General features: G+C 66.1%; 21 protein-coding genes. 11 read left to right on the top strand and 10 right to left on the bottom strand.

From position 1 onward, the window contains the following. The first annotated feature begins 64 nt into the window (after window positions 1-64). The 10 genes from QTI05_RS14330 (at window position 65) to nagZ (ending at window position 10,056) form a co-directional block, all read left to right on the top strand. Window positions 65-1,552 carry a DegQ family serine endoprotease gene (locus QTI05_RS14330; RefSeq protein ID WP_286545538.1) on the top strand — a complete coding sequence of 496 codons (1,488 nt, stop codon included), beginning with the start codon at window positions 65-67 and terminating at the stop codon, window positions 1,550-1,552. 521 nt (window positions 1,553-2,073) lie between these two features. Continuing rightward, window positions 2,074-3,885, top strand: coding sequence for a translation elongation factor 4 (lepA, locus tag QTI05_RS14335; protein WP_286621885.1), 1,812 nt, complete (start codon window positions 2,074-2,076; stop codon window positions 3,883-3,885). Between the two features lie 3 nt (window positions 3,886-3,888). Further along, entirely contained in the window at window positions 3,889-4,860 is a 972-nt protein-coding gene (gene lepB / locus QTI05_RS14340; protein WP_286545540.1) for a signal peptidase I, read from the top strand. A gap of 35 nt (window positions 4,861-4,895) precedes the next feature. Continuing rightward, on the top strand, window positions 4,896-5,255 hold the full coding sequence (locus QTI05_RS14345; RefSeq protein WP_286545541.1) for a DUF4845 domain-containing protein: 360 nt from the start codon (window positions 4,896-4,898) through the stop codon (window positions 5,253-5,255). Between the two features lie 2 nt (window positions 5,256-5,257). Then, the gene (gene rnc, locus QTI05_RS14350; protein ID WP_286621886.1) at window positions 5,258-5,944 is read left to right on the top strand and encodes a ribonuclease III; all 687 of its coding nucleotides are present in this window, start codon (window positions 5,258-5,260) and stop codon (window positions 5,942-5,944) included. A gap of 17 nt (window positions 5,945-5,961) precedes the next feature. Beyond that, window positions 5,962-6,927, top strand: coding sequence for a GTPase Era (gene era / locus QTI05_RS14355; protein WP_286545543.1), 966 nt, complete (start codon window positions 5,962-5,964; stop codon window positions 6,925-6,927). A 129-nt stretch (window positions 6,928-7,056) separates the two neighbouring features. After that, window positions 7,057-7,830, top strand: coding sequence for a DNA repair protein RecO (recO, locus tag QTI05_RS14360; RefSeq protein WP_286545544.1), 774 nt, complete (start codon window positions 7,057-7,059; stop codon window positions 7,828-7,830). Beyond that, window positions 7,827-8,603, top strand: coding sequence for a pyridoxine 5'-phosphate synthase (locus QTI05_RS14365; protein WP_286621889.1), 777 nt, complete (start codon window positions 7,827-7,829; stop codon window positions 8,601-8,603). Before recO ends, QTI05_RS14365 begins: the two co-directional genes overlap by 4 nt. Beyond that, the gene (gene acpS, locus QTI05_RS14370; protein WP_286545546.1) at window positions 8,600-8,992 is read left to right on the top strand and encodes a holo-ACP synthase; all 393 of its coding nucleotides are present in this window, start codon (window positions 8,600-8,602) and stop codon (window positions 8,990-8,992) included. Before QTI05_RS14365 ends, acpS begins: the two co-directional genes overlap by 4 nt. Beyond that, a complete protein-coding gene (nagZ, locus tag QTI05_RS14375) occupies window positions 8,989-10,056 on the top strand; it encodes a beta-N-acetylhexosaminidase (RefSeq protein ID WP_286621891.1) in 1,068 nt (355 codons plus the stop codon). Before acpS ends, nagZ begins: the two co-directional genes overlap by 4 nt. A gap of 78 nt (window positions 10,057-10,134) precedes the next feature. On the opposite strand, the gene QTI05_RS14380 is transcribed toward nagZ, so the two are convergent. The 4 genes from QTI05_RS14380 to QTI05_RS14395 form a co-directional block, all read right to left on the bottom strand. Beyond that, window positions 10,135-10,650: a YgjP-like metallopeptidase domain-containing protein gene (locus tag QTI05_RS14380; protein WP_286621893.1), complete on the bottom strand. Its 516-nt coding sequence runs from the start codon at window positions 10,648-10,650 to the stop codon at window positions 10,135-10,137. Then, entirely contained in the window at window positions 10,647-11,912 is a 1,266-nt protein-coding gene (locus QTI05_RS14385) for an Hsp70 family protein (RefSeq protein WP_286546219.1), read from the bottom strand. The genes QTI05_RS14380 and QTI05_RS14385 overlap by 4 nt, the downstream gene beginning before the upstream one ends. A 120-nt stretch (window positions 11,913-12,032) precedes the next feature. After that, window positions 12,033-13,565 carry a lysine--tRNA ligase gene (gene lysS / locus QTI05_RS14390; protein WP_444812906.1) on the bottom strand — a complete coding sequence of 511 codons (1,533 nt, stop codon included), beginning with the start codon at window positions 13,563-13,565 and terminating at the stop codon, window positions 12,033-12,035. Between the two features lie 137 nt (window positions 13,566-13,702). Further along, window positions 13,703-14,347 carry an LON peptidase substrate-binding domain-containing protein gene (locus QTI05_RS14395; protein ID WP_286545550.1) on the bottom strand — a complete coding sequence of 215 codons (645 nt, stop codon included), beginning with the start codon at window positions 14,345-14,347 and terminating at the stop codon, window positions 13,703-13,705. Window positions 14,348-14,400: 53 nt separating this feature from the next. Here QTI05_RS14395 and QTI05_RS14400 point away from each other — a divergent pair, with 53 nt between their 5' ends. After that, on the top strand, window positions 14,401-14,961 hold the full coding sequence (locus tag QTI05_RS14400; protein ID WP_286545551.1) for a YggT family protein: 561 nt from the start codon (window positions 14,401-14,403) through the stop codon (window positions 14,959-14,961). A gap of 134 nt (window positions 14,962-15,095) precedes the next feature. Here QTI05_RS14400 and accD read toward each other — a convergent pair whose 3' ends face one another. The 6 genes from accD to QTI05_RS14430 are packed head-to-tail and all read right to left on the bottom strand — an operon-like array spanning window position 15,096 to window position 22,346. Next, entirely contained in the window at window positions 15,096-15,968 is an 873-nt protein-coding gene (accD, locus tag QTI05_RS14405; protein WP_286545552.1) for an acetyl-CoA carboxylase, carboxyltransferase subunit beta, read from the bottom strand. Window positions 15,969-15,994: 26 nt separating this feature from the next. Beyond that, complete coding sequence (trpA, locus tag QTI05_RS14410) at window positions 15,995-16,840, bottom strand: tryptophan synthase subunit alpha (protein ID WP_286621894.1); 846 nt, start codon at window positions 16,838-16,840, stop codon at window positions 15,995-15,997. Continuing rightward, window positions 16,837-18,117 carry a tryptophan synthase subunit beta gene (gene trpB, locus QTI05_RS14415; RefSeq protein WP_286545554.1) on the bottom strand — a complete coding sequence of 427 codons (1,281 nt, stop codon included), beginning with the start codon at window positions 18,115-18,117 and terminating at the stop codon, window positions 16,837-16,839. The genes trpA and trpB overlap by 4 nt, the downstream gene beginning before the upstream one ends. Before the next feature lie 51 nt (window positions 18,118-18,168). Further along, complete coding sequence (locus tag QTI05_RS14420; RefSeq protein WP_286621895.1) at window positions 18,169-18,834, bottom strand: phosphoribosylanthranilate isomerase; 666 nt, start codon at window positions 18,832-18,834, stop codon at window positions 18,169-18,171. Beyond that, window positions 18,831-19,643 (bottom strand): tRNA pseudouridine(38-40) synthase TruA, encoded by an 813-nt coding sequence (gene truA / locus QTI05_RS14425; RefSeq protein ID WP_286621897.1) that lies wholly within the window; start codon window positions 19,641-19,643, stop codon window positions 18,831-18,833. The genes QTI05_RS14420 and truA overlap by 4 nt, the downstream gene beginning before the upstream one ends. A 30-nt stretch (window positions 19,644-19,673) precedes the next feature. Then, complete coding sequence (locus QTI05_RS14430; protein ID WP_286621899.1) at window positions 19,674-22,346, bottom strand: motility hub landmark protein FimV; 2,673 nt, start codon at window positions 22,344-22,346, stop codon at window positions 19,674-19,676. Window positions 22,347-22,349 lie beyond the last annotated feature (3 nt).

The following is a 22,349-nucleotide window of genomic DNA, read 5'->3' on the forward strand; positions in this document are numbered from 1 at the left end:
TTGCCATTCACAGCAGCTTGCTATCGTTTTGTTGTTGCTCTCTCCTTCCGTTGAAAGAAAACCGATGATGTTCAAACTCGAGGGAACCCGGATTCGTTCCACCTTTATGGCGTTGGCGCTGGCCACCAGCGCGAGCGCAGCCTTTCTGCCAGTCAGCACGGTGCAGGCGCAAACCCGCACGCTGCCCGACTTCACGGACCTGGTTGACCAGGTCGGGCCGTCGGTCGTCAATATCCGCACCGTCGAGAAGGTGGCCGCGCGCGGCAACAACCCCGAGATGGACGAGGAGATGCAGGAGTTCTTCCGCCGCTTCTTCGGCCAGCCAATGCCCGGCGTGCCGCGCGGGGGCGCGCGTCCGAACCGCCCGCAACAACCGCAGGAAGAAGAGCGCGAGCGCCCGCGTGGCGTGGGCTCGGGCTTCATCCTCACGGCCGACGGCTACGTGATGACCAATGCGCACGTGGTCGAGGACGCATCCGAGGTGCTGGTCACGCTGCCCGACAAGCGCGAGTTCAAGGCGAAGATCGTCGGTGCCGACAAACGCACCGATGTGGCCGTCGTCAAGATCGAAGGCTCCGGCCTGCCCGCCGTGAAGGTCGGCGATATCTCCAAACTGCGCGTCGGCGAATGGGTAATGGCGATCGGCTCGCCGTTCGGCCTGGAAAACACCGTGACCGCCGGCATCGTGAGTGCCAAGCAGCGCGACACCGGCGACTACCTGCCGTTCATCCAGACCGACGTGGCGATCAATCCCGGCAATTCGGGTGGGCCGCTGATCAACATGCGTGGCGAGGTGGTCGGCATCAATAGCCAGATCTACTCGCGCTCGGGTGGCTTCATGGGCATTTCGTTCTCGATCCCGATCGACGAGGCGATTCGTGTCAGCGAGCAACTGCGTGCAACCGGGCGCGTCTCGCGCGGCCGCATCGGCGTGCAGATCGACCAGGTCACGAAGGACGTGGCGGAATCGATCGGTCTCGGCAAGGCGCAGGGCGCACTCGTGCGCAGCGTCGAGGCCGGCTCGCCGGGTGAGAAGGCCGGCGTCGAGCCAGGCGACATCATCACGAAGTTCGACGGCAAGGCGATCGACAAGCCGAGCGACCTGCCGCGTCTGGTCGGCAACACCAAGCCTGGCACCAGGAGCACGCTGACGGTTTTCCGGCGTGGCAGTTCGAAGGACCTGGCGGTCACCATTGCCGAGATCGAACCCGACAAGCCTGCCAAAAAGGCGGTCGACCGCGAAGAGCCGACACCCAAGCCGTCGGCCTCCGCCGCAGCCAAGTCCCTCGGCCTCGCGGTGAGCGACCTCAGCGATGCGCAGAAGAAGGAGCTCAAGCTCAAGGGTGGCGTCAAGGTCGACACCGCCAGCGGCGCGGCCGCACGTGCGGGCCTGCGGGAGGGCGACGTGATTCTGGCGGTGGCCAACGGCGAAGTTGCGAACCTCAAGGAATTCGAGAGCGCGCTTGCCAAGGCTGACAAGTCAAAGGCGGTCAGCGTGCTGTTCCGACGCGGCGACTGGGCGCAATATGCGTTGATCCGTCCGAGCCCCTGAGCGCGCTGTCCGTCAAGTGGCCCCATCCGCCAGTCGGGTTTGGGGCCCTTTTTTTGAGTGTTTGCGGCCCTGTTCGATGCCGATTGAAAAAATTTCTAACGACCGTTTGCGATCAATTTAGGTTGGCAGGCACTAACTTAGTATAAGCCTAATGACAGTTTTCGGTAGAATAGGACCCGCTTCGCGCCCAACCTGCGCATAAGCGGTGGGGTGATCTCCACGATGCGAGATTCCAGCCGGTCGTCCACCGGTGCTCCACAGATCACCCACAAGTTGTTAAGTTGTTGATCCACTGATGCTGTGGATAAGTTGTTTATAAGTTTGATGTTGCTGACCTGCAACGACCCATCGAGAGCCCGTTCCCGGATGTACGCCACCCCCTTTTTGCCTACAATGAAGTTCCAACTACTGCAGTTGCCATTGCTTGTTGGTTCAGGGCGCGTCTCTTTCAGACGCGCCCTTTTTTCTTGCCCGGCGTGTTCTGCGCACAAGGCAATTCAAGTACTTAAGCGTTCCCGTTGATGAATCACATCAGAAACTTTTCGATCATTGCGCACATCGACCACGGCAAGTCGACGCTCGCAGACCGCTTGATCCAGCGTTGTGGCGGACTCGCGGATCGCGAGATGGAAGCGCAGGTTCTCGACTCGATGGACATCGAGAAAGAGCGTGGGATAACCATCAAGGCGCAGACCGCTGCGCTGCACTACAAAGCACTCGACGGGCAGGTCTACAACCTCAATTTGATCGACACACCGGGCCATGTCGACTTCTCTTATGAAGTGTCGCGCTCGTTGTCCGCATGCGAAGGCGCGTTGCTCGTCGTCGATGCATCGCAAGGTGTCGAAGCGCAGACCGTGGCCAACTGCTACACAGCACTCGACCTCGGTGTGGAAGTGGTACCCGTGCTCAACAAGATGGATCTGCCGAACGCCGACCCGGACAACGCACGCACCGAAATCGAAGACGTGATCGGCATCGATGCGACCGATGCGATTCCATGCTCCGCCAAAACCGGCATGGGCATCGACGAAATTCTTGAAGCGGTGGTCAAGCGCATGCCGCCGCCGCGCGGCAACCCCGACGCCGCACTGCGCGCCATGATCATCGACAGCTGGTTCGACGCGTACGTCGGCGTTGTGATGCTGGTGCGTGTGGTCGACGGGCGCCTCGCGAAAGGCGAGCGCATCAAGATGATGGCTTCGGGCGCGGTCTACAACGCCGACAGCCTCGGCGTGTTCACCCCCGCCAACGAGCCGCGTCAGTCGCTCGAAGCGGGCGAGGTGGGCTACGTCATCGCCGGCATCAAGGAACTGCAGGCGGCCAAGGTGGGCGACACCGTCACTTTGATCAAGCCCGGCACCGGTGGCGCTGCGTTCACCGCGACCGAGGCGCTGCCCGGCTTCAAGGAAATCCAGCCGCAGGTGTTCGCCGGTCTCTATCCCACCGAAGCCAGCGAATATGAATCGCTGCGCGACGCGCTCGAAAAACTCAAGCTCAACGACTCGTCCCTGCACTACGAAGCCGAAGTGAGCCAGGCGCTGGGCTTCGGCTTTCGCTGTGGCTTTCTGGGCCTGCTCCACATGGAGATCGTGCAGGAGCGGCTCGAGCGGGAGTTCGACCAGGATCTGATCACGACGGCGCCGAGCGTGGTCTACCAGGTGGTGCGCAACGACGGCGAAGTGATGATGGTCGAGAACCCGTCGAAGATGCCCGACGTCGGCAAGATGAGCGAGATCCGCGAGCCGATCGTCACCGTGCATCTCTACATGCCGCAGGAATACGTCGGCGTGGTGATGACGCTGGCCAACCAGAAGCGCGGCGTGCAGATGAACATGGCCTACCACGGCCGCCAGGTGATGCTCACCTATGAAATGCCGCTCGGCGAGATCGTGCTCGACTTCTTCGACAAGCTGAAGTCGGCCAGCCGCGGCTACGCGTCGATGGACTACGAGTTCAAGGAGTACCGCGCGTCCGACGTGGTCAAGGTCGACATCCTGCTCAACGGCGAGAAGGTCGATGCGCTCTCGATCATCGTGCACCGCAGCCAGTCGCAGTACCGCGGCCGGGCCGTGGTCGGCAAGATGCGCGAGATCATTTCGCGCCAGATGTACGACGTGGCGATCCAGGCTGCGATCGGGGTCAACATCATTGCGCGTGAGACAATCAAGGCCCTCCGCAAGAACGTGCTCGCCAAGTGCTACGGCGGCGACGTTTCCCGCAAGCGGAAGCTGCTCGAAAAGCAGAAGGCGGGCAAAAAACGCATGAAGCAGATCGGCTCGGTCGAGGTTCCGCAAGAAGCCTTCCTCGCGATCCTGCAAGTCGAAGACTGATCCATGGCATTCCTCACCTCCCTGATCCTCGCGGCGTTTGCCGGCTACATCGGCGCCTGGTATTTCGGCGCGGTCGAAGGCAACTTCGCGCTGCTGCTCTTCCTCGCGACCGTGGTCACCGGCCTCTACTGGCTGGCCGAACGCTTTTACTTCCTGCCGAAGCGCCGCCGCGCCGCTGCGGCACTCGACGCCTCGCTGGGCGAGCGCGATGCGCGCCTGGCGCAGCAAGGCGTGACCCAGGTCGACACGGTCGACGGCAAGGCGCGCGAGCGCCTGCTGATGCAGCCCTGGTGGCTCGACTGGACTGCCGGACTGTTTCCGGTGATCGTGGCGGTGTTCCTGCTGCGCTCGTTCCTGTTCGAGCCGTTCAAGATTCCCTCGGGCTCGATGATGCCGACGCTGCTCACCGGCGACCTGATCCTGGTCAACAAGTTCACCTACGGCCTGCGCCTGCCGGTGCTCAACACCAAGATCACCGATGGCACGCCGCCCGCGCGCGGCGACGTGATGGTGTTCCGCTACCCGCCCAAGCCCAGCATGGACTACATCAAGCGGGTGATCGGCGTGCCGGGCGACGAGGTGGCCTACCTGAACAAGAAGCTCACCATCAACGGCCAGCCGGTAAGCAAGGACGCGACACCCGACTTCCTGGACGAGGACACGATGCGCTACCTCAAGGAGTACCGCGAAGACATCGGCGGCAAGCAGCATCTGTTGCTGAACGACGAAAACCGGCGTGCCGGCCTGTCGGAGGCCGAGATCATGCCGTTTCCGAACCAGGATAATTGTCGTTACAGTGTCGAGGGCGTTGTGTGCAAGGTGCCTGCCGGTCACTATTTCATGATGGGCGACAACCGCGACAATTCGCTCGACTCGCGCTACTGGGGTTTCGTGCCGGATCAGAACATCGTCGGACGTGCGTTCTTCGTGTGGATGAATTTCGGCAACCTCAAGCGCATCGGTTCGTTTCAATAAGAAGCTGGTACATCATCATTCGAGGGGTAGAGGGCATGAGGGCATATCGGTCGGTTCAAAAGGCAAAGCAGCGCGGCATCTCGTTCATCGGGTTGCTGTTCGTTGCGATCGTCCTGGCATGCATCGGTGTGGTCGCCGCGCAGGTGATCCCCACGCTGATCGAGTTGCAGGCGATCGACAAGGCCGCCAACAAGGCCAAGGACGGTGCCACGGTGCCTGAAGTTCGCGCCATCTTCGACCGCGCCCAGGCCATCGACGACTTCAAGCTGAGCGGCAAGGAGATCGAAGTGCAGAAGGTCGGCGACAAGGTGGTCGTGTCGTACGCCTACGACCGCGAGATCCATCTGTTCGGCCCCGCGTTCCTGCTGATGAAATACAAGGGCCAGTCGCGCTGATCGTGAGTGAAGGCGGTCTAGCTGCGCTGCAGGCGCGCCTCCATTACAACTTTGCCGACGCACGCCTGCTTCAGCTCGCGCTGACGCATCGGAGTTTTTCGTCCGACCACAACGAGCGGCTCGAATTCCTTGGCGATTCGGTGCTGAACCTCGCAGTGGCGCACCTGCTCTACCGCCGGCTCTCCGAACTGCCCGAAGGCGATCTGTCACGCGTGCGCGCGAATCTGGTCAAGCAGGACACGCTGCACCAGATCGCCGTGCGGCTCGCGCTCTCGCCATTGCTGCGGCTGGGTGAGGGCGAGGCCAAGTCCGGCGGGCCCAACCGTCCCTCGATCCTGGCGGATGCGCTCGAAGCGCTGATTGGCGCGGTCTACCTCGATGCCGGTTACGGCGCGGCCGAGACGCTGGTGCACCGGCTCTACGAGTCGGTCGAAATCAACGCGCGCATGGACGCCGCCGCCAAGGACCCGAAGACCGAATTGCAGGAATGGCTGCAGGGCCACAAAATGAAGCTGCCTCTCTACCGCGTGGTCGGCACGCTCGGGGCGGCTCACAAGCAGACTTTCGACGTCGAGTGCGAGGTGGCCGAGCTGGCCCTCACCGAACGCGGCATCGGCGGTTCGCGCCGTGCCGGCGAGCAGGCGGCGGCGGCGGCCATGTTGATCCGGTTGAAGGCACACCGCGCCTGACGCGCACCCCACACACAATGAATGACGCTCCTGATTTGATAGCACCTCCCGAAGACGGGGAAGGCGCCGATGGCCAAAATGGCCCACAACATTGCGGGCTGATCGCGATCGTCGGCAAGCCCAACGTGGGCAAGTCGACCCTGCTCAATGCGCTGGTCGGCCAGAAGATCAGCATCACCTCGCGCAAGGCGCAGACCACGCGGCACCGCATCACCGGCATGCGCACGCTCGGCGCGACGCAGTTCGTGTTCGTCGACACGCCCGGTTTCCAGACGCTGCATGCCAACGCGCTCAACAAATCGCTCAACAAGACGGTGCAGGGCGCAGTCGGCGATGTCGATCTGATCCTGTTCGTGGTCGAGGCCGGCAGCTTCACGCCGGCTGATGCGCGCGTGCTGAAATTGCTCGGCAAGGGCATTCCGACCGTGTTGCTCGCCAACAAGCTCGACAACGTGCACCGCCGGGGCGACATCGCCCCCTGGCTGCAGGAAATGCAGGGCAAGCACAGCTTCGCCGAATTCGTGCCGATGTCGGCGAAGAACGCGAAGGACATCGAGCGGCTGTTCGGCATCTGCGAGAAGTACCTGCCCGAGCAGCCCTGGTTCTACGGCGAAGACGAACTTACCGACCGCAGCGAGAAGTTCCTGGCCGGCGAGCTGGTGCGCGAGAAGCTGTTCCGCCTGACCGGCGACGAACTGCCCTACACCTCGACCGTGATCATCGACAAGTTCGAGGAAGAACCGCCGCAGAAAAAAGGCCAGAAGCGCCTGCTGCGCATTGCCGCCACCATCGTGGTCGAGCGCGATGGCCACAAGGCAATGGTGATCGGTGACAAGGGCGAACGCATCAAGCGCATCGGCATGGAAACGCGCGTCGAGCTCGAGAAACTGGCCGATGCCAAGGTGTTTCTCGAACTGTGGGTGAAAGTGCGTTCCGGCTGGGCCGACGACGAAGCACGGGTCAGGTCGTTCGGCTATGAATAAGCAAACCCCCAGGCTTGCTCGCTTCGCGTAGCCGCCAACCCCCTTGCTGGGGGCAACGCCAGCGGCCCGGCAGAGCCGGTTCCGCGGCGTTTGCTGGCCTCAAGCCTCGATGCCCTATTGCGCACTGACATGGCCACCCACCGCGTTTCACACGAGCCAGCTTACGTTCTCCACCGCTACGACTGGAGCGAGTCGAGCCTGATTCTCGAGGTGTTCACCCGACACCATGGCCGCATCGCGCTGGTGGCCAAAGGGGCCAAGCGGCCGAGCTCCAACTTCCGCCCCGTGCTGCTGCCGCTGCAGCCGCTGCAGCTCAACTATGGTGGCGACGCCGAAATCCGCACGCTCAAGGGTGCCGAATGGATGGGCGGCCACGTGATGCCGACCGGTGAGGCGCTGCTGTCGGGCTACTACGTCAACGAACTCATGATGCGGCTGCTCGCCCGTGACGATGCGCACGAGGCGCTGTTCGACGCCTACGCGGCCGTGGTGCAGGTGCTGGCCGGCGACCACGGCGGGGCGCAGGCTGCCACCCACTCGGCCGCGCTGCGCGCTTTCGAACTGTTGCTGCTGCGCGAGATCGGCCTGTTGCCGTCGCTCGAGGTACAGACCCTGACGTTGGCGCCGCTCGACCCTGACGCGCGCTACAGCCTGGTGCCCGAAGCCGGCCTGCACGAGGCCGCGCCCGAGGCATCCGGTGCCTTGCGCGGCGCCGAATGGCTGGCGCTGCAGCAGGCTCTCGACGACCACGCGCCGTTCTCGGCCACCGTGCATCACGTGGCGGGCATGGACACCGGCCTTGGTGCGGCGTTGCGCACCCAATTGCGCGCCCTGCTCAACTACCATTGCGGCGTGACGACGCTGCGCACCCGGCAGATGATCAGAGACCTGCAAGGCTTATGAACACTCCTTCCTCACTCCGCGCCGCGACGGCGCTCTCGGTCAACCTCAACAAGGTGGCGCTGGTGCGCAACACGCGCGAGCTCGGCATTCCGAGCGTGCTGTTTGCGGCCGCCACCTGCCTCGATGCCGGCGCCCACGGCATCACCGTGCACCCGCGGCCCGACGCGCGCCACATCCGGGCCCACGACGTGCACGAACTCTCGGCGCTGCTCGCGAAGGAATGGCCCGGCGTCGAGTTCAACATCGAGGGCAACCCCTTTCACAATCTGATGGAGTTCGTGCGCGAACTGCGTCCGCACCAGGCCACCTTCGTGCCCGACAGCGAGACCCAGTCGACCAGCGACCACGGTTGGACATTTCCCGACGACGCGGCGCGCCTGCGTCCCCTGATTGCGGAAGCCAAGGCGCTCGGCGTGCGCGTCAGCCTGTTCATGAACCCCGATCCGGACATGATGGCCGCGGCGAAGGCCGTCGGGGCCGACCGCGTCGAGCTCTACACCGAGGGCTATGCCGCCTCGCGCGGTACCTCGCGCGCCGGCACCGTGCTGGCGCTCTATGCCGAAACCGCGCGCGCGGCGCAGGCCGCGGGCCTCGAGGTCAACGCCGGCCACGACCTGAGCCGCGACAACCTCACCGAATTCCTGCGCGCCGTGCCTGGCGTGCGCGAGGTATCGATCGGCCACGCCTTCGTCGCCGATGCGCTCGAACTGGGCTACGAGGCCGCGACACGCGACTACCTGCGCTGCATTGCCGAGGCCCATCCGACCAAATGATCTATGGCATCGGCACCGACATCTGCGATGTGCGACGCATCGCCGCCACCTTCGAGCGCCAGGGCGAGCGCTTTGCGCGCCGGGTGCTGAGCGACGCCGAGTTCAAGGTGTGGGAAGGGCGCCGCGGACGCTGGCCCGGCCGCGGACTGCGCTATCTCGCCACGCGTTTTTCCGCAAAGGAAGCTTTCAGCAAGGCCATCGGCATGGGCATGCACATGCCGATGAGCTGGCGCATGTGCGAAATCGCGAACGAGCGCAGTGGCAAGCCCGTCATCGTGCTGCACGGCGTGCTCAAGGAATGGTTCGAGGCGCAGGGGCTCACCGCCCACGTCACCGTGACCGACGAAACCGACTACGCGGCGAGCTTTGTCGTCGTCGAGAAAACATGACAGAGCCCTCCCACGCCCCGCTGATCATCGATGTCGCGGGCACCGAACTCACGGCAGCCGACCGGCGCCGGCTGGCCGATCCGCTGGTCGGCGGCGTGATCCACTTTGCGCGCAACTGGGAAAATCGTGCGCAGCTCACCGCCCTCAACGCCGAGATCAAGGCGTTGCGGCCCGACCTGCTGATCTGCGTCGACCACGAGGGCGGCCGGGTGCAGCGCTTTCGCACCGATGGCTTCACGCGGTTGCCCTCGATGCGTGCGCTGGGCGAGCTGTGGATGCAGGACGCGCTGCGTGCCACCCGGGCCGCCACCGCCTGCGGCCATGTCCTCGCGACGGAGTTGCGCGCCTGCGGCGTCGACTTCAGCTTTACGCCCGTGCTCGACCTCGACTACGGTGAGAGCAGCGTGATCGGCGACCGCAGCTTTCACCGCGACCCGCGTGTCGCGTCGCTGCTTGCCAAGAGCCTGATGCATGGCCTGCTGCAGGCCGGCATGGCCAATTGCGGCAAGCACTTTCCGGGTCATGGTTTCGTCCGCGCCGACTCGCATGTGGCGATCCCGGTCGACCGGCGCAGCCTGAAAGCGATCCTGGCCGACGATGCCCGGCCCTACGACTGGCTCGCCGGAACACTCACGGCCGTCATGCCGGCCCATGTGATCTACCCGAAGGTCGACGCACGGCCGGCCGGCTTCTCGAGCAAGTGGCTGGGCAAGATTCTGCGCAGCCAGCTGGGCTTCGACGGCGCCGTGTTCAGCGACGACCTGAGCATGGAGGCTGCGCGCCGTATCGATGGCGAACTGTTGAGTTACACCCAGGCCGCGCTGGCGGCGCTCGAGGCCGGTTGCGACCTCGCGCTCCTGTGCAACCAGAGCGTGGGCGAGGGGGCGCCGCTCGACGAACTGCTGGATGGCATGGCTGCCGCCCGGGCGGCGCGGCGCTGGCGCCCCGATGCCGCCAGCGAGCGTCGCCGCCTTGCGCTGCTGCCACGCGGCCAGGCGCTCACGTGGCCGCAATTGGCGCACGCCGAAAGCTACCTCCGCGCACGCGCCATGCTGCAAATTTGACGGCCATGACGGCCATGACGGCCATGACGACCTGAGCGGTTCGTCAGACTGGAATGTCGTTTGCGAAGGGCCGCAGCCTCATGGTGCAGTGCTCGCCCACAGCCGCTCTCCGCCTGCATCGAGGTGCGTCAGGTACAGCCGCAGATCGAACTCCAGCTGGTGGTATGCCGGCTCCATGTGCGTGCACAGCGCATAGAAGGCCTTGTCGTGCTCCCGCTCCTTCATGTGCGCGAGCTCGTGCACGACGATCATGCGCAGCCACTCGGCCGGCACTTCCTTGAACAGGCTGGCCACGCGGATCTCGCGCTTGGACTTGAGCTTGCTTCCCTGCACGCGCGACACCGTGGTGTGGGTGCCGAGCGCGTTCCGGATCACATGCAGCTTGCTGTCGAAGGCCACCTTCGAAAGGGGCTCGGCGTTGCGCAGGTAATCGCTCTTGAGGCCGGTCACGTAGTCGTAGAGCGCGCGATCGGTGCGAATCTCGTGCGCCACCGGGTAGCGCTGGCGCAGGGGGCCGGCCAGGCCACCTGCCGATTGCAGCTGTTGCTGCACCTTCGCCAGCAGCGCCGGCGGGTAGCCGGTCAGATACTTCATGAGGCGTTGCGCGCTGCGTAGGCCAGCCCGGCCGCCACGCCGCCGAACAGGTCGCCCTCGACCAGCGGCACGTCGACAAAGCTGCGCCGCAGCGCCTGCTGGAACGGGCGCAGCGCCGATGAGCCGCCGGTAAGGTAGATCGCGTCGAGGTCGCCGCTGCGCAGGCCGGCGCGCTGCACGCAGGCGTGGGCGCAGGCCATCACCGTCTCCAGCAGCGGGGCCAGTTGCTGCCGCATGTCGAGTGGCGTCAATGCCGTCGTCAGGCCCGCTTCCGCGCTGTCGAGATCGATCTGCATGTCGGCATCCTGCACCGAGGCATCGATCTTGGCCTGCTCGACCGCGCTCGCAATGCGATGGCCGTCGCCTTGCCGCAGCACCTTCATGAGCCGGTCGTGCAGCCGCGTGTCGCTGTAGTTGCCGCGCAGCGTCTGGGTCTGGCGGATCGCCTTGGGCGTTTGCTGCCAGTGGATCAAATGCCAGGTCGACAGCTCGAAGAAGACGGTGCTCGGCACCTCGCGGCCCTGCGGGCCGAGATGCCGGAAGCCGAATGCGGGCATCACGCGCTCGAGGTTCAGGCGCTGGTCGAAATCGGTGCCGCCGATGTGCACGCCGGTGGTGGCCAACACGTCATCGCTGCGGTCGGGGCGTGCAATGCGATCGGGGCCGACGCGCACCACGGTGAAGTCGGAGGTACCGCCGCCGATGTCGGCAATCAGGATCAGCGATTCGCGCGTGACACGCTGTTCGTAATCGAATGCTGCCGCGATCGGTTCTAGCTGGAAGCCGACCTCGCGAAACCCTGCCGCGCGCGCGGCATGGCGCAGGCTGTCCTCGGCGCGCTGGTCGCGCTTGGCATCGTCGTCGACGAAGTGCACCGGGCGACCGATCACGGCGCGCTCGGGTCGCTGGCCCAGCTCGGCTTCGGCGCGTGTGGCCAACTCGTGCAGGTAGCGCGCGATGATGTCTTCGAAGCTCAGCAGGCCGTCGTAGACCTCGGTTTGCTCCTGCATCAGCGCGCTGCCGAGCAGGCTCTTGAGCGAGCGCATCAGGCGGCCTTCGACGCCGGCCAGGTAGAGCGCAACGGCCTCGCGGCCGAAGTGCGTGCTGCGGTCTTCAGCGTTGAAGAACAGCGCGGTGGGCATCGCCGTCGCGGCGCCCTCGAGCGGCAGCAGGCGCGCGAGCCCGCCGTCGACGGCGCTCGCGATCGCCGAGTTGGAAGTGCCGAAGTCGATCCCGATCGCAGGCTTTTTATTCTTCAAGATGTTCCGATTGCAGCCCGCAGGCGAGAAACACCGCGGAACCGGCTCCGCCGGGCCGCAGGGTGTTGCCCCCTGCAAGGGGGTTGGCGTAGCGACACGCAGTGCGCGAAGCCTGGGGGTGGGTCAAACCTCCCGGCGCAGTGCGGGGAACAGGATGACGTCGCGGATGCTCGGCGAGTCGGTCAGCAGCATCATGAAGCGGTCAATGCCGATGCCGCAGCCGCCGGTGGGCGGCATGCCGTATTCGAGCGCCCGCACGAAGTCGTGGTCGTAGAACATCGCTTCGTCGTCGCCGCTGTCCTTGGCCGCGACCTGCGCGTTGAAGCGCGCGGCCTGGTCTTCGGCATCGTTCAATTCGCTGAAGCCGTTGCCGAACTCGCGACCCGTGATGTAGAGCTCGAAGCGCTCTGTGACCTCGGGCCGCTCGTCGTTGGCGCGCGCCAGCGGCGAGATTTCGGTGGGGTGCTCCATGATGAAGGTGGGCTGCCAGAGCTTCTCTTCGACGGTTTCCTCGAAGTACATCACCTGCAGGCTGGCCAGGCTGCGCTGCGAGAGCTTGTCTTTTTCCTCGGTCAAGCCGATCTTGCGCAGCGCGTTGATGAGCCAGGCCGTGTCGTCGGCATTCGCGCCCGCTTCGGTGTGCTTCTGGATCGCCTCGCGAATCGTGAGGCGCTCGAAGGGCTGGCTCAGGTCCACCGTCTTGCCCTGGTAGGTGAGTTGCTCGCTGCCGACCGTCTTCTTCGCGATGGTGCGGATGATCGCCTCGGTGAAGTCCATCAGGTCCTGGTAGTTCCAGTAGGCCGCGTAGAACTCCATCATCGTGAACTCGGGGTTGTGCCGCACCGAGATGCCCTCGTTGCGGTAGCTCCGGTTGATCTCGAACACGCGCTCGAAGCCGCCGACGATCAGGCGCTTCAGGTACAGCTCGGGCGCGATGCGCAGGAACATTTCCTGGTCCAGCGCGTTGTGGTGCGTCTTGAACGGCTTGGCATTCGCGCCACCCGGGATCGGGTGCAGCATCGGCGTCTCGACCTCGAGGAAGTCGTTCGCCACCATGAACTCGCGCAGCGCGCTCACGGCCTTGCTGCGCGCCTTGAAGCGGTCGCGCGCCGACTCGTCGGTGATCAGGTCGACATAGCGCTGGCGGTATTTCTGCTCCTGGTCGGCCATACCGTGGAACTTGTCCGGCAGCGGACGCAGGCTCTTGGTGAGCAGGCGCAGGCGGGTGACCTTGACCGACAGCTCGCCGGTCCGGGTCTTCATGAGCGTGCCTTCGGCGCCGACGATGTCGCCCAGATCCCAGTGCTTGAACGCGGCATAGGCGTCGTCGCCGATGGTCTCGCGCTGCACGTAGAGCTGGATGCGGCCGGTGGCGTCTTGCAAGGTCGCAAAGCTCGCCTTGCCCATCACGCGCTTGAGCATCATGCGGCCGGCCACGGTGACGGGAGCCGGCGTGGCTTCCAGCACCTCGGCCGCCGTTTCGCCGTGGGCGGCGAGCAGCGCTGCGGCACGGTGCTGCGGCTTGAAGTCGTTCGGAAACGCGACGCCCCCACCGTCGACCTGCGCGCTGCGCAGCGCCTTGAGCTTGTCGCGGCGCTCGGCCATGAGCTGGTTGTCGTCGGCGGCGGGCGCGGGGGAGGGGGTGGAGTCGTTCATGAAAGGCAGGGAGGGTGCAGCAGGAAGGCGCATTCGGCGGCGCGGGCAACCCGCCATTTTAGCCGCCTGAAACTCCAGCGGAATTGGCCGCCAGCGCCCGCGGGACGGGTGCGAGCAGCTATTAAATCAATAGCAAGCTATTCAGCGATACCGGTACGTGCGAGCAGATCGCTGACCAGCTCAAGGCGCATCAGCGGGCTGTCGAGTTCCATCAGCTGCTGCTTCAGGTGTGGCGGCAGCGGCAGCAGCTCGCACCAGCGGTTGGCCACCCAGCCGCAATCGGCGAACTGGTAGGGCGCGCGGATCGGCAGGCGCATGTTGCCATCGGCCTCCATCTTGCGGCGCTCCTCGAGCGTCTCGACCAGGCGGCGCAGCGCGTCAGCCGTGTGCTGCAGGTCTTCGGGGATCGCAAGCGCCACGTCGTCGGGCAGGGCTTCGACCTCGGCCGTCCACAGTCCGTACTTTTGCAGCGCGCTGTTGCGCACCCTGAAGCGCTGGGTGCCGACGCATTCGATCTGCAGCAGGCCGGCTTGCGGCGCCTCGAAGTCGCGGATCAACGCCAGCGTGCCGATGCTGGAGAAGCTCTCGGCGGACGCGCCGGCCACGCGCACCTCGGCGCCTTGCGTGAGCCGCACGACGCCGAACGGCGTGCCGGCCTTGTGCACCTTGCCGATCATGTCGAGGTAGCGCACCTCGAAGATGCGCAGCGGCAGCAGGCCGCCGGGAAAAAGCACGCTCCCGAGCGGGAACAATGGCAGTGCGGAAAGCAGGGGAGATGTCATCGTCGTCAGCCTTTGCGTGGCTATCATCGCACTCCCTTCACGCTGCCTGCGCCATGCTCTACCAGATCCCCTCGTTCCTGCTCGACGTGATCGTCGGCCTCCTCGGCGGCGCCTGCCTGCTTCGGCTCTACATGCAGTACCACCGCGTGCCGTTCGGCAATCCGCTCGGCCGCTTCGTGTTCGCGATCAGCGACTGGATCGTGCTGCCGCTGCGCAAGGTGCTGCCGTCCATCGGCCGCTGGGATCTGTCGAGCCTGGTCGCGGCCTGGCTGCTGGTGATGGCGAAGTTCTTGCTGTTGTGGCTGCTGATCGGCAATTTCAGCCGTCTGGCTGTGTTGCCGCTGGTGTCGCTGATCGGGCTGTTGCAGCTTGCCGTGTCGGGCTTGACGGCGCTGCTGGTGGTCTATGCCGTGCTGTCGTGGGTGCCGAACGCGTCGTCGATGCTGCTGGACCTGATCACCCGGCTGGCCGACCCGCTGGTGCGGCCGCTGCGCCGCTTCATTCCGCTGGTGGGTGGCGTCGACCTGTCGCCGCTCGCCGCCATCGTGCTGCTGCAGGTCGTTGCGATCGTGCTCGGCAGCCTGATGGGCTGGGCCTGGACGTTGGGCCGATAGGACGCTCGGCCGACGATAAAGAAGCGGTCTTCATCCCAGAAACACCGCGGAACCGGCTTCGCCGGGCCGCTGGTGTTGCCCCCTGCAAGGGGGTTGGCGAAGCGACACGCAGTGCGCGAAGCCTGGGGGTGTGCCTACTCCACCGCGTCGGCAGGCTGGCGCAGCAGCATGGCGAGCGTGTTGGCAATCGTCTTGCGCAGTTCGCGCCGGTCGCAGATGAAGTCGATCGCACCCTTGGTTTGCAGGAACTCCGCGCGCTGGAAGCCTTCGGGCAGGGTCACGCGCACGGTCGACTCGATCACGCGCGGGCCGGCAAAGCCGATCAGCGCCTTGGGTTCGGCGATCACCACGTCACCCACGAACGCGAAGCCGGCCGACACGCCGCCCATGGTCGGGTCGGTCAGCACGCTGATGTAGGGCAGGCCCTTTTTCGCAAGGCGCGTGAGCGCGGCGTTGGTCTTGGCCATCTGCATCAGCGACAGCAGGCCTTCCTGCATGCGTGCACCACCGGTGGCGGTGAAGCAGATGAAGGGCACCTTCTGCTCGATCGCGGTTTCGACGCCGCGCACGAAGCGCTCGCCCACCACGCTGCCCATGCTGCCGCCCATGAACTCGAACTCGAAGCAGGCGACCATCACGCTGATGCTGTGCACCGAGCCGCCCATCACCACGAGTGCGTCGGTTTCGCCGGTGTTTTCGAGCGCTTCTTTCAAACGCTCCGGATACTTGCGGCTGTCCTTGAACTTGAGGGCGTCGACCGGCAGCACTTCCTGGCCAATCTCGTAGCGGCCTTCGGCATCGAGAAAGGCGTCGAGGCGCGCGCGCGCGCCGATGCGGTGGTGGTGGCTGCAGCTCGGGCAGACGTTCTGGTTGTGCTCGAGGTCGGTCTTGTAGAGCACCGTCTCGCAACTCGGGCATTTGATCCACAACCCTTCGGGCACCTGGCGGCGCTCGCTCGGGTCGGTCTGGGCGATTTTGGCGGGAAGCAGTTTTTCAAGCCAGCTCATGGGGGAGTTCTCCTGAAGTTCGCGGATTATCGGCCAGCCGCGTTTTTGGGGGTGGCGGCCGGCAGGGCGTCGAGCGCCTCGCGGATGCCGGCGAGAAATTCGCTGCACACCGCGACGACCTGGTCGCGCGGCTGCTCTTCGATGAGCTGGATGATCCGGGTTCCGATCACCACCGCATCGGCGGCCGAGGCGACCGCCTGCGCGGTGCGCGCATCGCGGATGCCGAAGCCGACGCCAACCGGGATGTTCACGTAGTCGCGGATGCGCGGGATCATCCGGCCGACCGCCTCGGTGTCGAGGTGGCCGGCGCCGGTTACGCCCTTGAGCGACACGTAGTAGACGTAACCGCTCGCGAGCCGCGCCACCTGCGCCATGCGCTCGTCGGTGCTGGTGGGCGCCAGCAGAAAGATCAGGTCGATGTCGGCGGCGCGCAACTCGGCTGCGAAGGCTTCGCACTCTTCCGGCGGGTAGTCGACGATCAGCACACCGTCGACGCCGGCTTTCGCCGCATCGCGCACGAACGCGCGCTGGCCGTGGATGCCGTCATAGCGCTCGACCGGGTTGGCATAGCCCATCAGCACCACGGGCGTCCTGGTGTCCTTCTCGCGGAAGGCCGCGACCATCGCCAGCACCTGCTTCATGCCGACGCCGAGCGCCAGTGCCGCTTCGCCGGCCTTCTGGATCACGGGGCCGTCGGCCATCGGGTCGGAGAAGGGCACGCCGAGTTCGATCACATCGGCGCCGGCCGCGACCATGCCGTGCATGAGCTCGGGCGTGATGTCGGCGTAGGGAAAGCCGGCGGTCACGTAGGGAATCAGCGCGCGCCGGCCGTCCTGCTTCAGCGCGTTGAAGGTGGCTTTGATGCGGCTCATGCCTTGCCTCCCTTCACCTGCAGTCCGCGCATCGAAGGGCGGTCGTAGAAGTCGACGCCCGACAGGTCGGCGACGGTGCCGATGTCCTTGTCACCGCGGCCGGACAGGTTGACCAGGATCGACTGATCCGCGCGCATCGTCTTCGCGAGCTTCATCGCGTAGGCCACCGCATGGCTCGATTCGAGTGCGGGAATGATGCCTTCGGTGCGGCACAGGTAGTGAAAGGCGTGCAACGCTTCCTCGTCGGTGATGCCGACGTATTCGGCGCGGCCGATGTCGGCCAGGTACGCATGCTCGGGGCCCACGCCGGGGTAGTCGAGCCCGGCGCTGATGCTGTGCGTTTCGGTGATCTGGCCATCGTCGTTCTGCAGCAGGTAGGTGCGGTTGCCGTGCAGCACGCCCGAACTGCCGCGCAGGATAGAGGCCGAATGCTTGCCGCTGTCGAGGCCCTCGCCGGCTGCTTCGACGCCGATCAGGCGGGTGCCCGTGAACGGGATGTACGGGTAGAAGATGCCCATCGCATTGCTGCCGCCACCGACGCACGCCACCACCACATCGGGCTGCCTGCCTTCGGCCTCGCCGGTGATCCCGTCGGCTGCCAGCATGGCTGGCATCTGGTCGATGCACTCGGTGCCGATCACGCTCTGGAAGTCGCGCACCATGGTCGGATACGGGTGCGGGCCGGCCACGGTACCGATGATGTAGAAGGTGTTTTCGACGTTGGTGACCCAGTCGCGCATCGCCTCGTTGAGCGCGTCCTTCAGCGTCTTGCTGCCGGATTCCACCGGCACCACGGTGGCGCCCAGCAGGTTCATGCGGTAGACGTTGGGGCTCTGGCGCTTCACGTCCATGCTGCCCATGTAGACCACGCACTCGAGGCCGTAACGCGCGCAGATCGTGGCAGTCGCCACACCGTGCTGGCCGGCGCCGGTCTCGGCGATCACGCGCGGCTTGCCCATGCGTTTGGCCAGCATCGCCTGGCCGATCACGTTGTTGATCTTGTGCGCGCCGGTGTGGTTCAGGTCTTCGCGCTTCAGGTAGATCTGGGCGCCGCCCATCTCGCGGCTGGTGCGTGCCGCGTGGTAGACCGGGGACGGCCGGCCGACGAAGTGCTTGAGCTCGTAGTGGAACTCGGCGAGGAAGGCCGGGTCGTCCTTGAACTTCGCGTAGGCATCGCGCAACTCTGCGATGGCGTGGGTGAGCGTTTCACTCGCGAAGGTGCCGCCATAGGGGCCGAAATGGCCGCTGGCATCGGGTTGCTGATAGGTGGTTTGCATGGTCTCGATCGGTGGGCCGCGCGCCCGGTCGTTTCGAGGCAGCGCGGCGAATCAGGGGGTGGCGTCGGCGGCTCGCACAGCGGCCACGAAGTCACGGATCTTGGCGGCGTCCTTGATGCCCTTGGAGGCTTCGACGCCGGAACTCACGTCAACGGACAGCGCCTTGCAGCGTGTCCGCAGCGCGCGAATGCCATCGCCCACGTTTGCAGGTGTGAGCCCACCACTCAAGACGAGGTGAGCGTCGACGGCGGGTGGAAGAAGTGACCAATCGAATGCCTTGCCGCCACCGCCATAACCGTCGACATGAGCGTCGAGCAGGATGGCCTGGGCGCGGGAGAAATCGGAAGCGTATTTTACGAGGTCGAAGCCGACGCCGGCCACACCGAGGGGAATGCGTGCGGCGCGCAGGTAGCGATACCGGCCCGCGCCGCTGGATTCCCAGCATTGTTCGGGCGTTTCATCTCCATGAAACTGGGCTGCAGCGCCCGCCACCCTGGCGAGCGATGCCATGGTTTTTGCAGCCTCCTCGTTGACGAACAGCAGCACCGGCGTGACGAATGGCGGTACCCGCGATGCCAGCTCGGCTGCACGCTCGACCGTCACTGCGCGCGGACTCTGCGGATAGAGCACGAAGCCGACCGCGTCGGCACCGGCTTCGATGGCCGTATCGACATCCTGTTCGCGGGTCAGGCCGCAGATCTTGATCCTGGTTCTCATGCCCAGCCATCATAGGCAGGGCGGTCGCCTTGCAACGTCGTCTCTGCCGGCAGACCCCAGCGCGCGTCGTACAACGGCCCGAGAAAGTAGAGCCCGGCGGGCGAGAAGGTCGGCGCCGCCACTTCGCGGCTGCGCGCAGCCAGCACTTCGCCAATCCATTCGGGGCGCTCGTCGCCATGGCCGATGCGCACCAGGCAGCCCATGATGTTGCGGATCATGTGGTGCAGGAAGGCGTCAGCCTCGAACTCGAACGCCCAGCGGCAACGCTCGCCGTCGCCCTGCCGCGTGATCTCGATGCGGCGCAGGTTCTTGACCGGCGAGCGCGCCTGGCAGGCCGAGGCGCGGAACGAGCTGAAGTCGTGCTCGCCGATCAGGAGCGCGGCAGCGGCGCGCATCGCTTCGCCGTCGAGGGCGCGCATAGACCAGCCGACCCGGCCCGCCTCGAGGCTGGGCCGGACCGGCGATTGCGACAGCAGGTAGAGGTAGCGGCGCGCGAGGGCGCTTGCGCGGCAATGGAATTCGTCCGGCACCGGCTGCGCCCATTGCACCGCGATGTCATCGGGCAGAAAGCGGTTGGTGCCGCGCACCCAGGAGTTCGGCGTGCGCTCGACCTCGGTGTCAAAGTGGACGACCTGCAGGATGCCGTGGACGCCGGCATCGGTGCGGCCGGCACACAGGGTGCCGATCGGCTGGTCGGCGAAGCTGGAGAGGGCCTTTTCGAGCTTGTCCTGAACCGTCAGGCCGGAGAGCTGGCTCTGCCAGCCCTGGTAGCCCCGACCGTTGTAGCGAACGCCGAGGGCCAGCCTCACGGTGCAACGGTCAAGGGCAGGCCCTGCCTGTCAGGCCAGTTGCGTTAGCAACTGCCGGGCCTGGGCCTTCAGGTCGCCGCTGGCTTCGGCCGCGACCTCTTCCACCAGGGAGCGGGCGCCTTCGGCGTCGCCGATGGCTTGCAGCTCGCGCGCCAGCGACAACTTGATCGCATGCGGGCTCTCGGCATCGTCGAGCGATTCGAGCCCGCCACGCTCGGTTTCGAGCGGCGCACGGCCGGTCATCGCGCTCATGTCGAACTCAATGAAGCCCGACTCGCCCGGCAGGCCGGCGCGCAAGGTGGCGGGCTGGGTGCGGTCTTCGTCAGGCTGGGTGGCAATGCGGGTGACCGGCTCGAGCGCTGCAGGGGCGGTGTCGAAATCGTTCTCGAGGTCGACATCGTGGCCGTCGCCGAGCGAGCCGCGCACTGTCTGCTCGTAGTTGATGTCGGGTGCCGCCGCTGGCGGGCGCACTTGCGGCACCGGTGGCAGGCTGGCGCTCGGCGGGGTCGGCACCGGGGCGGCGGCGGGCGCCAGCGGCGCCGGCTTGCTCAGGTCGAGGTCGAAGTCCAGCGGGGCCACCGAGGGAACGAAGGCCGGTGGCGGCGCGACAGGCTCCGGCACGATGGGCGTCGTGGGCAGATCCATCGGCATGGTGACGGGTTGCTCGGCCGGAGCAGCAACCGCCGCTGCGGCCGGGCGGACGCCCGCCTGGTACAGCGGGTTGCCGGGATCGAGGTCGCGGCCCATTTCGACCACGCGGTTCCACTCGTTGCCGGTGCCACCGGTCAGCTTGTGCACATCGGCGGCCAGCGCTTCATACGCGCGCAGGTCGCGGCGCTTGGCATGGATCTCGAGCAGCTTGAGGTGGATGGCGGTGCGTTCCGGCGAGGTGCGCAGTGCTTCGCGCAGGATTTCTTCGGCTTGCAGGTCGCGGCCGTAGGCCAGGTAGACATCGGCTTCTGCCACCGGATCCACGTCGCCGGCATCGAGTTGGCTCGGCGAATACGACAACGACGAGGCGATCGAGCTGTTGCGGTTCTTGGTGTCGACCGATTCGCCACCGCTTGCGCCAAAGAACGAGTCCTTGGGCATGCGGCTTTCAAGGAACACGCTGTCGCCGGCGTCCTGGCGCTTGCGGCCCAGCACGCGGTACAACAGGAAGGCGATCAGCAGCGCGATGAGGGCAGCGCCACCCAGCATGAGCGGGTTGTCCATCAGCTCCGCGAAAAAGCCTTGCTGGGGCGGCGGGGTCACCTTGGCGGGTGCTGCCGCAGGCGGCTTGGCCGCTTCAGGCGCGGAGGCCGGCGTCGCAGCCGGGGTTGCGGCGGGTGACGACGCAGCGGGTGCCACGGCGTCCGGCGTTGCGACCGGCACCGTCACGCCGGGGACGCTTGCTGCGGGTGTGGCGGGCGCAGCGGGTGCGGCCGGGGTGGCGGCAGCCGCCGGGGCGGTTGGCGCAGCAGCGGGCGTGGGCGGCGTCGCTGCCGGGGCGGCAGCCGTGCCGCCGGTTGCCGCCGGCGTGGTGGCGGCGGGCGCTGGCGCGTTGGCGGCAGTCTGCAGCTTGTTGAGGTCGGTGATGTTCTTCGACAGTTCGGCCACGCGGGCGCTGTTTTCCTGCGTCTGGCGGGCCTGTGCGAGCTTGTCTGCCGCCGCCTTGGCCGCGACGCCCTGCGAAACGGTGAGCTTGTCCGGCGACGCGGCCGCGGCATTGCGATCCTCGACATTGGTCTGGACCTTGCCGCCCGCCTGGCGGTCGGCGCCGGCGACCTTCGAGGTCGGCGCATTGCCGGCCAGCTGCTGGCGGTAGTCGTTGAAGTCACGGCTTTGCGCCGTGACGGTGCGCTTCGCTTCGTCAGGGGCCGTGCCGACCGCTTGCGCGGCACTCGGCACGTTGATGACGGCGCCGGCCTTCATGCGGTTCATGTTGCCGCCGATGAACGCATCGGGGTTGTTGCGCAGCAGCGCCACCAGCATCTGGTCGAGCGATACGTCGGCCGGCTTGTAGGCGCCGGCGATCTTGCTGGCGGTATCGCCAGGACGCACGGTGACCTGCTGGCCTTCGCCGGAGCCGGTACGAACCGCGCTGTCAGCAGCGGGTGCAGGTGCCGCCGGCGGCGCGACCGGACGCTGACGACGTGGCGCGGCCTGAGCCACCACAGGTGGGGCGGCGCGAGGCGCCACACCGATCTGCGGTGCGTTCGGACTGGTCTGCGCGGCTGCCGTGGCGGCCTGACGGCTGCTCGGCGGATCGAGCAGCACGGTGTAGTCGCGCACGACGCGGCCCGAGCCCCAGTTGGCCTCGAGCAGAAGGTCGATAAAGGGATCGTTGAGGGAGCGGTTGCCGGTCAGCCGGACGACATAACGGCCATCGGCGCGACGTTGCAGAACCGTGCGGACATCGGACAGCGCCGCGTTGTAGCCGACACCAGCGGCACGGAATGCGTCGGCCGATGCGATGTTGAGCTTCATGCTGTCGGCCTCGGCCGCGCTGATCTCGGTGACCTCGATTTCGGCGCGCAAGGGCTCGCCGAGCGCCGATTGCACGTTGAGCCGGCCCAGTGACAGCGCGCTCGCATCCGTGCCAACCAAGCCCAGCGCGAGCGCGACTGCCACGCTGAGCAGCGAGAGCTGACCACGCCCCGACACGGTCGGGATCAGGCGGGCGGCAGGGAGGCGGCCCACAGGCAACGAATGTCTTGTCATGCT

This window comes from Variovorax fucosicus, from assembly GCF_030316825.1.
GTDB classification, from domain to species: Bacteria; Pseudomonadota; Gammaproteobacteria; order Burkholderiales; family Burkholderiaceae_C; genus Variovorax; species Variovorax fucosicus.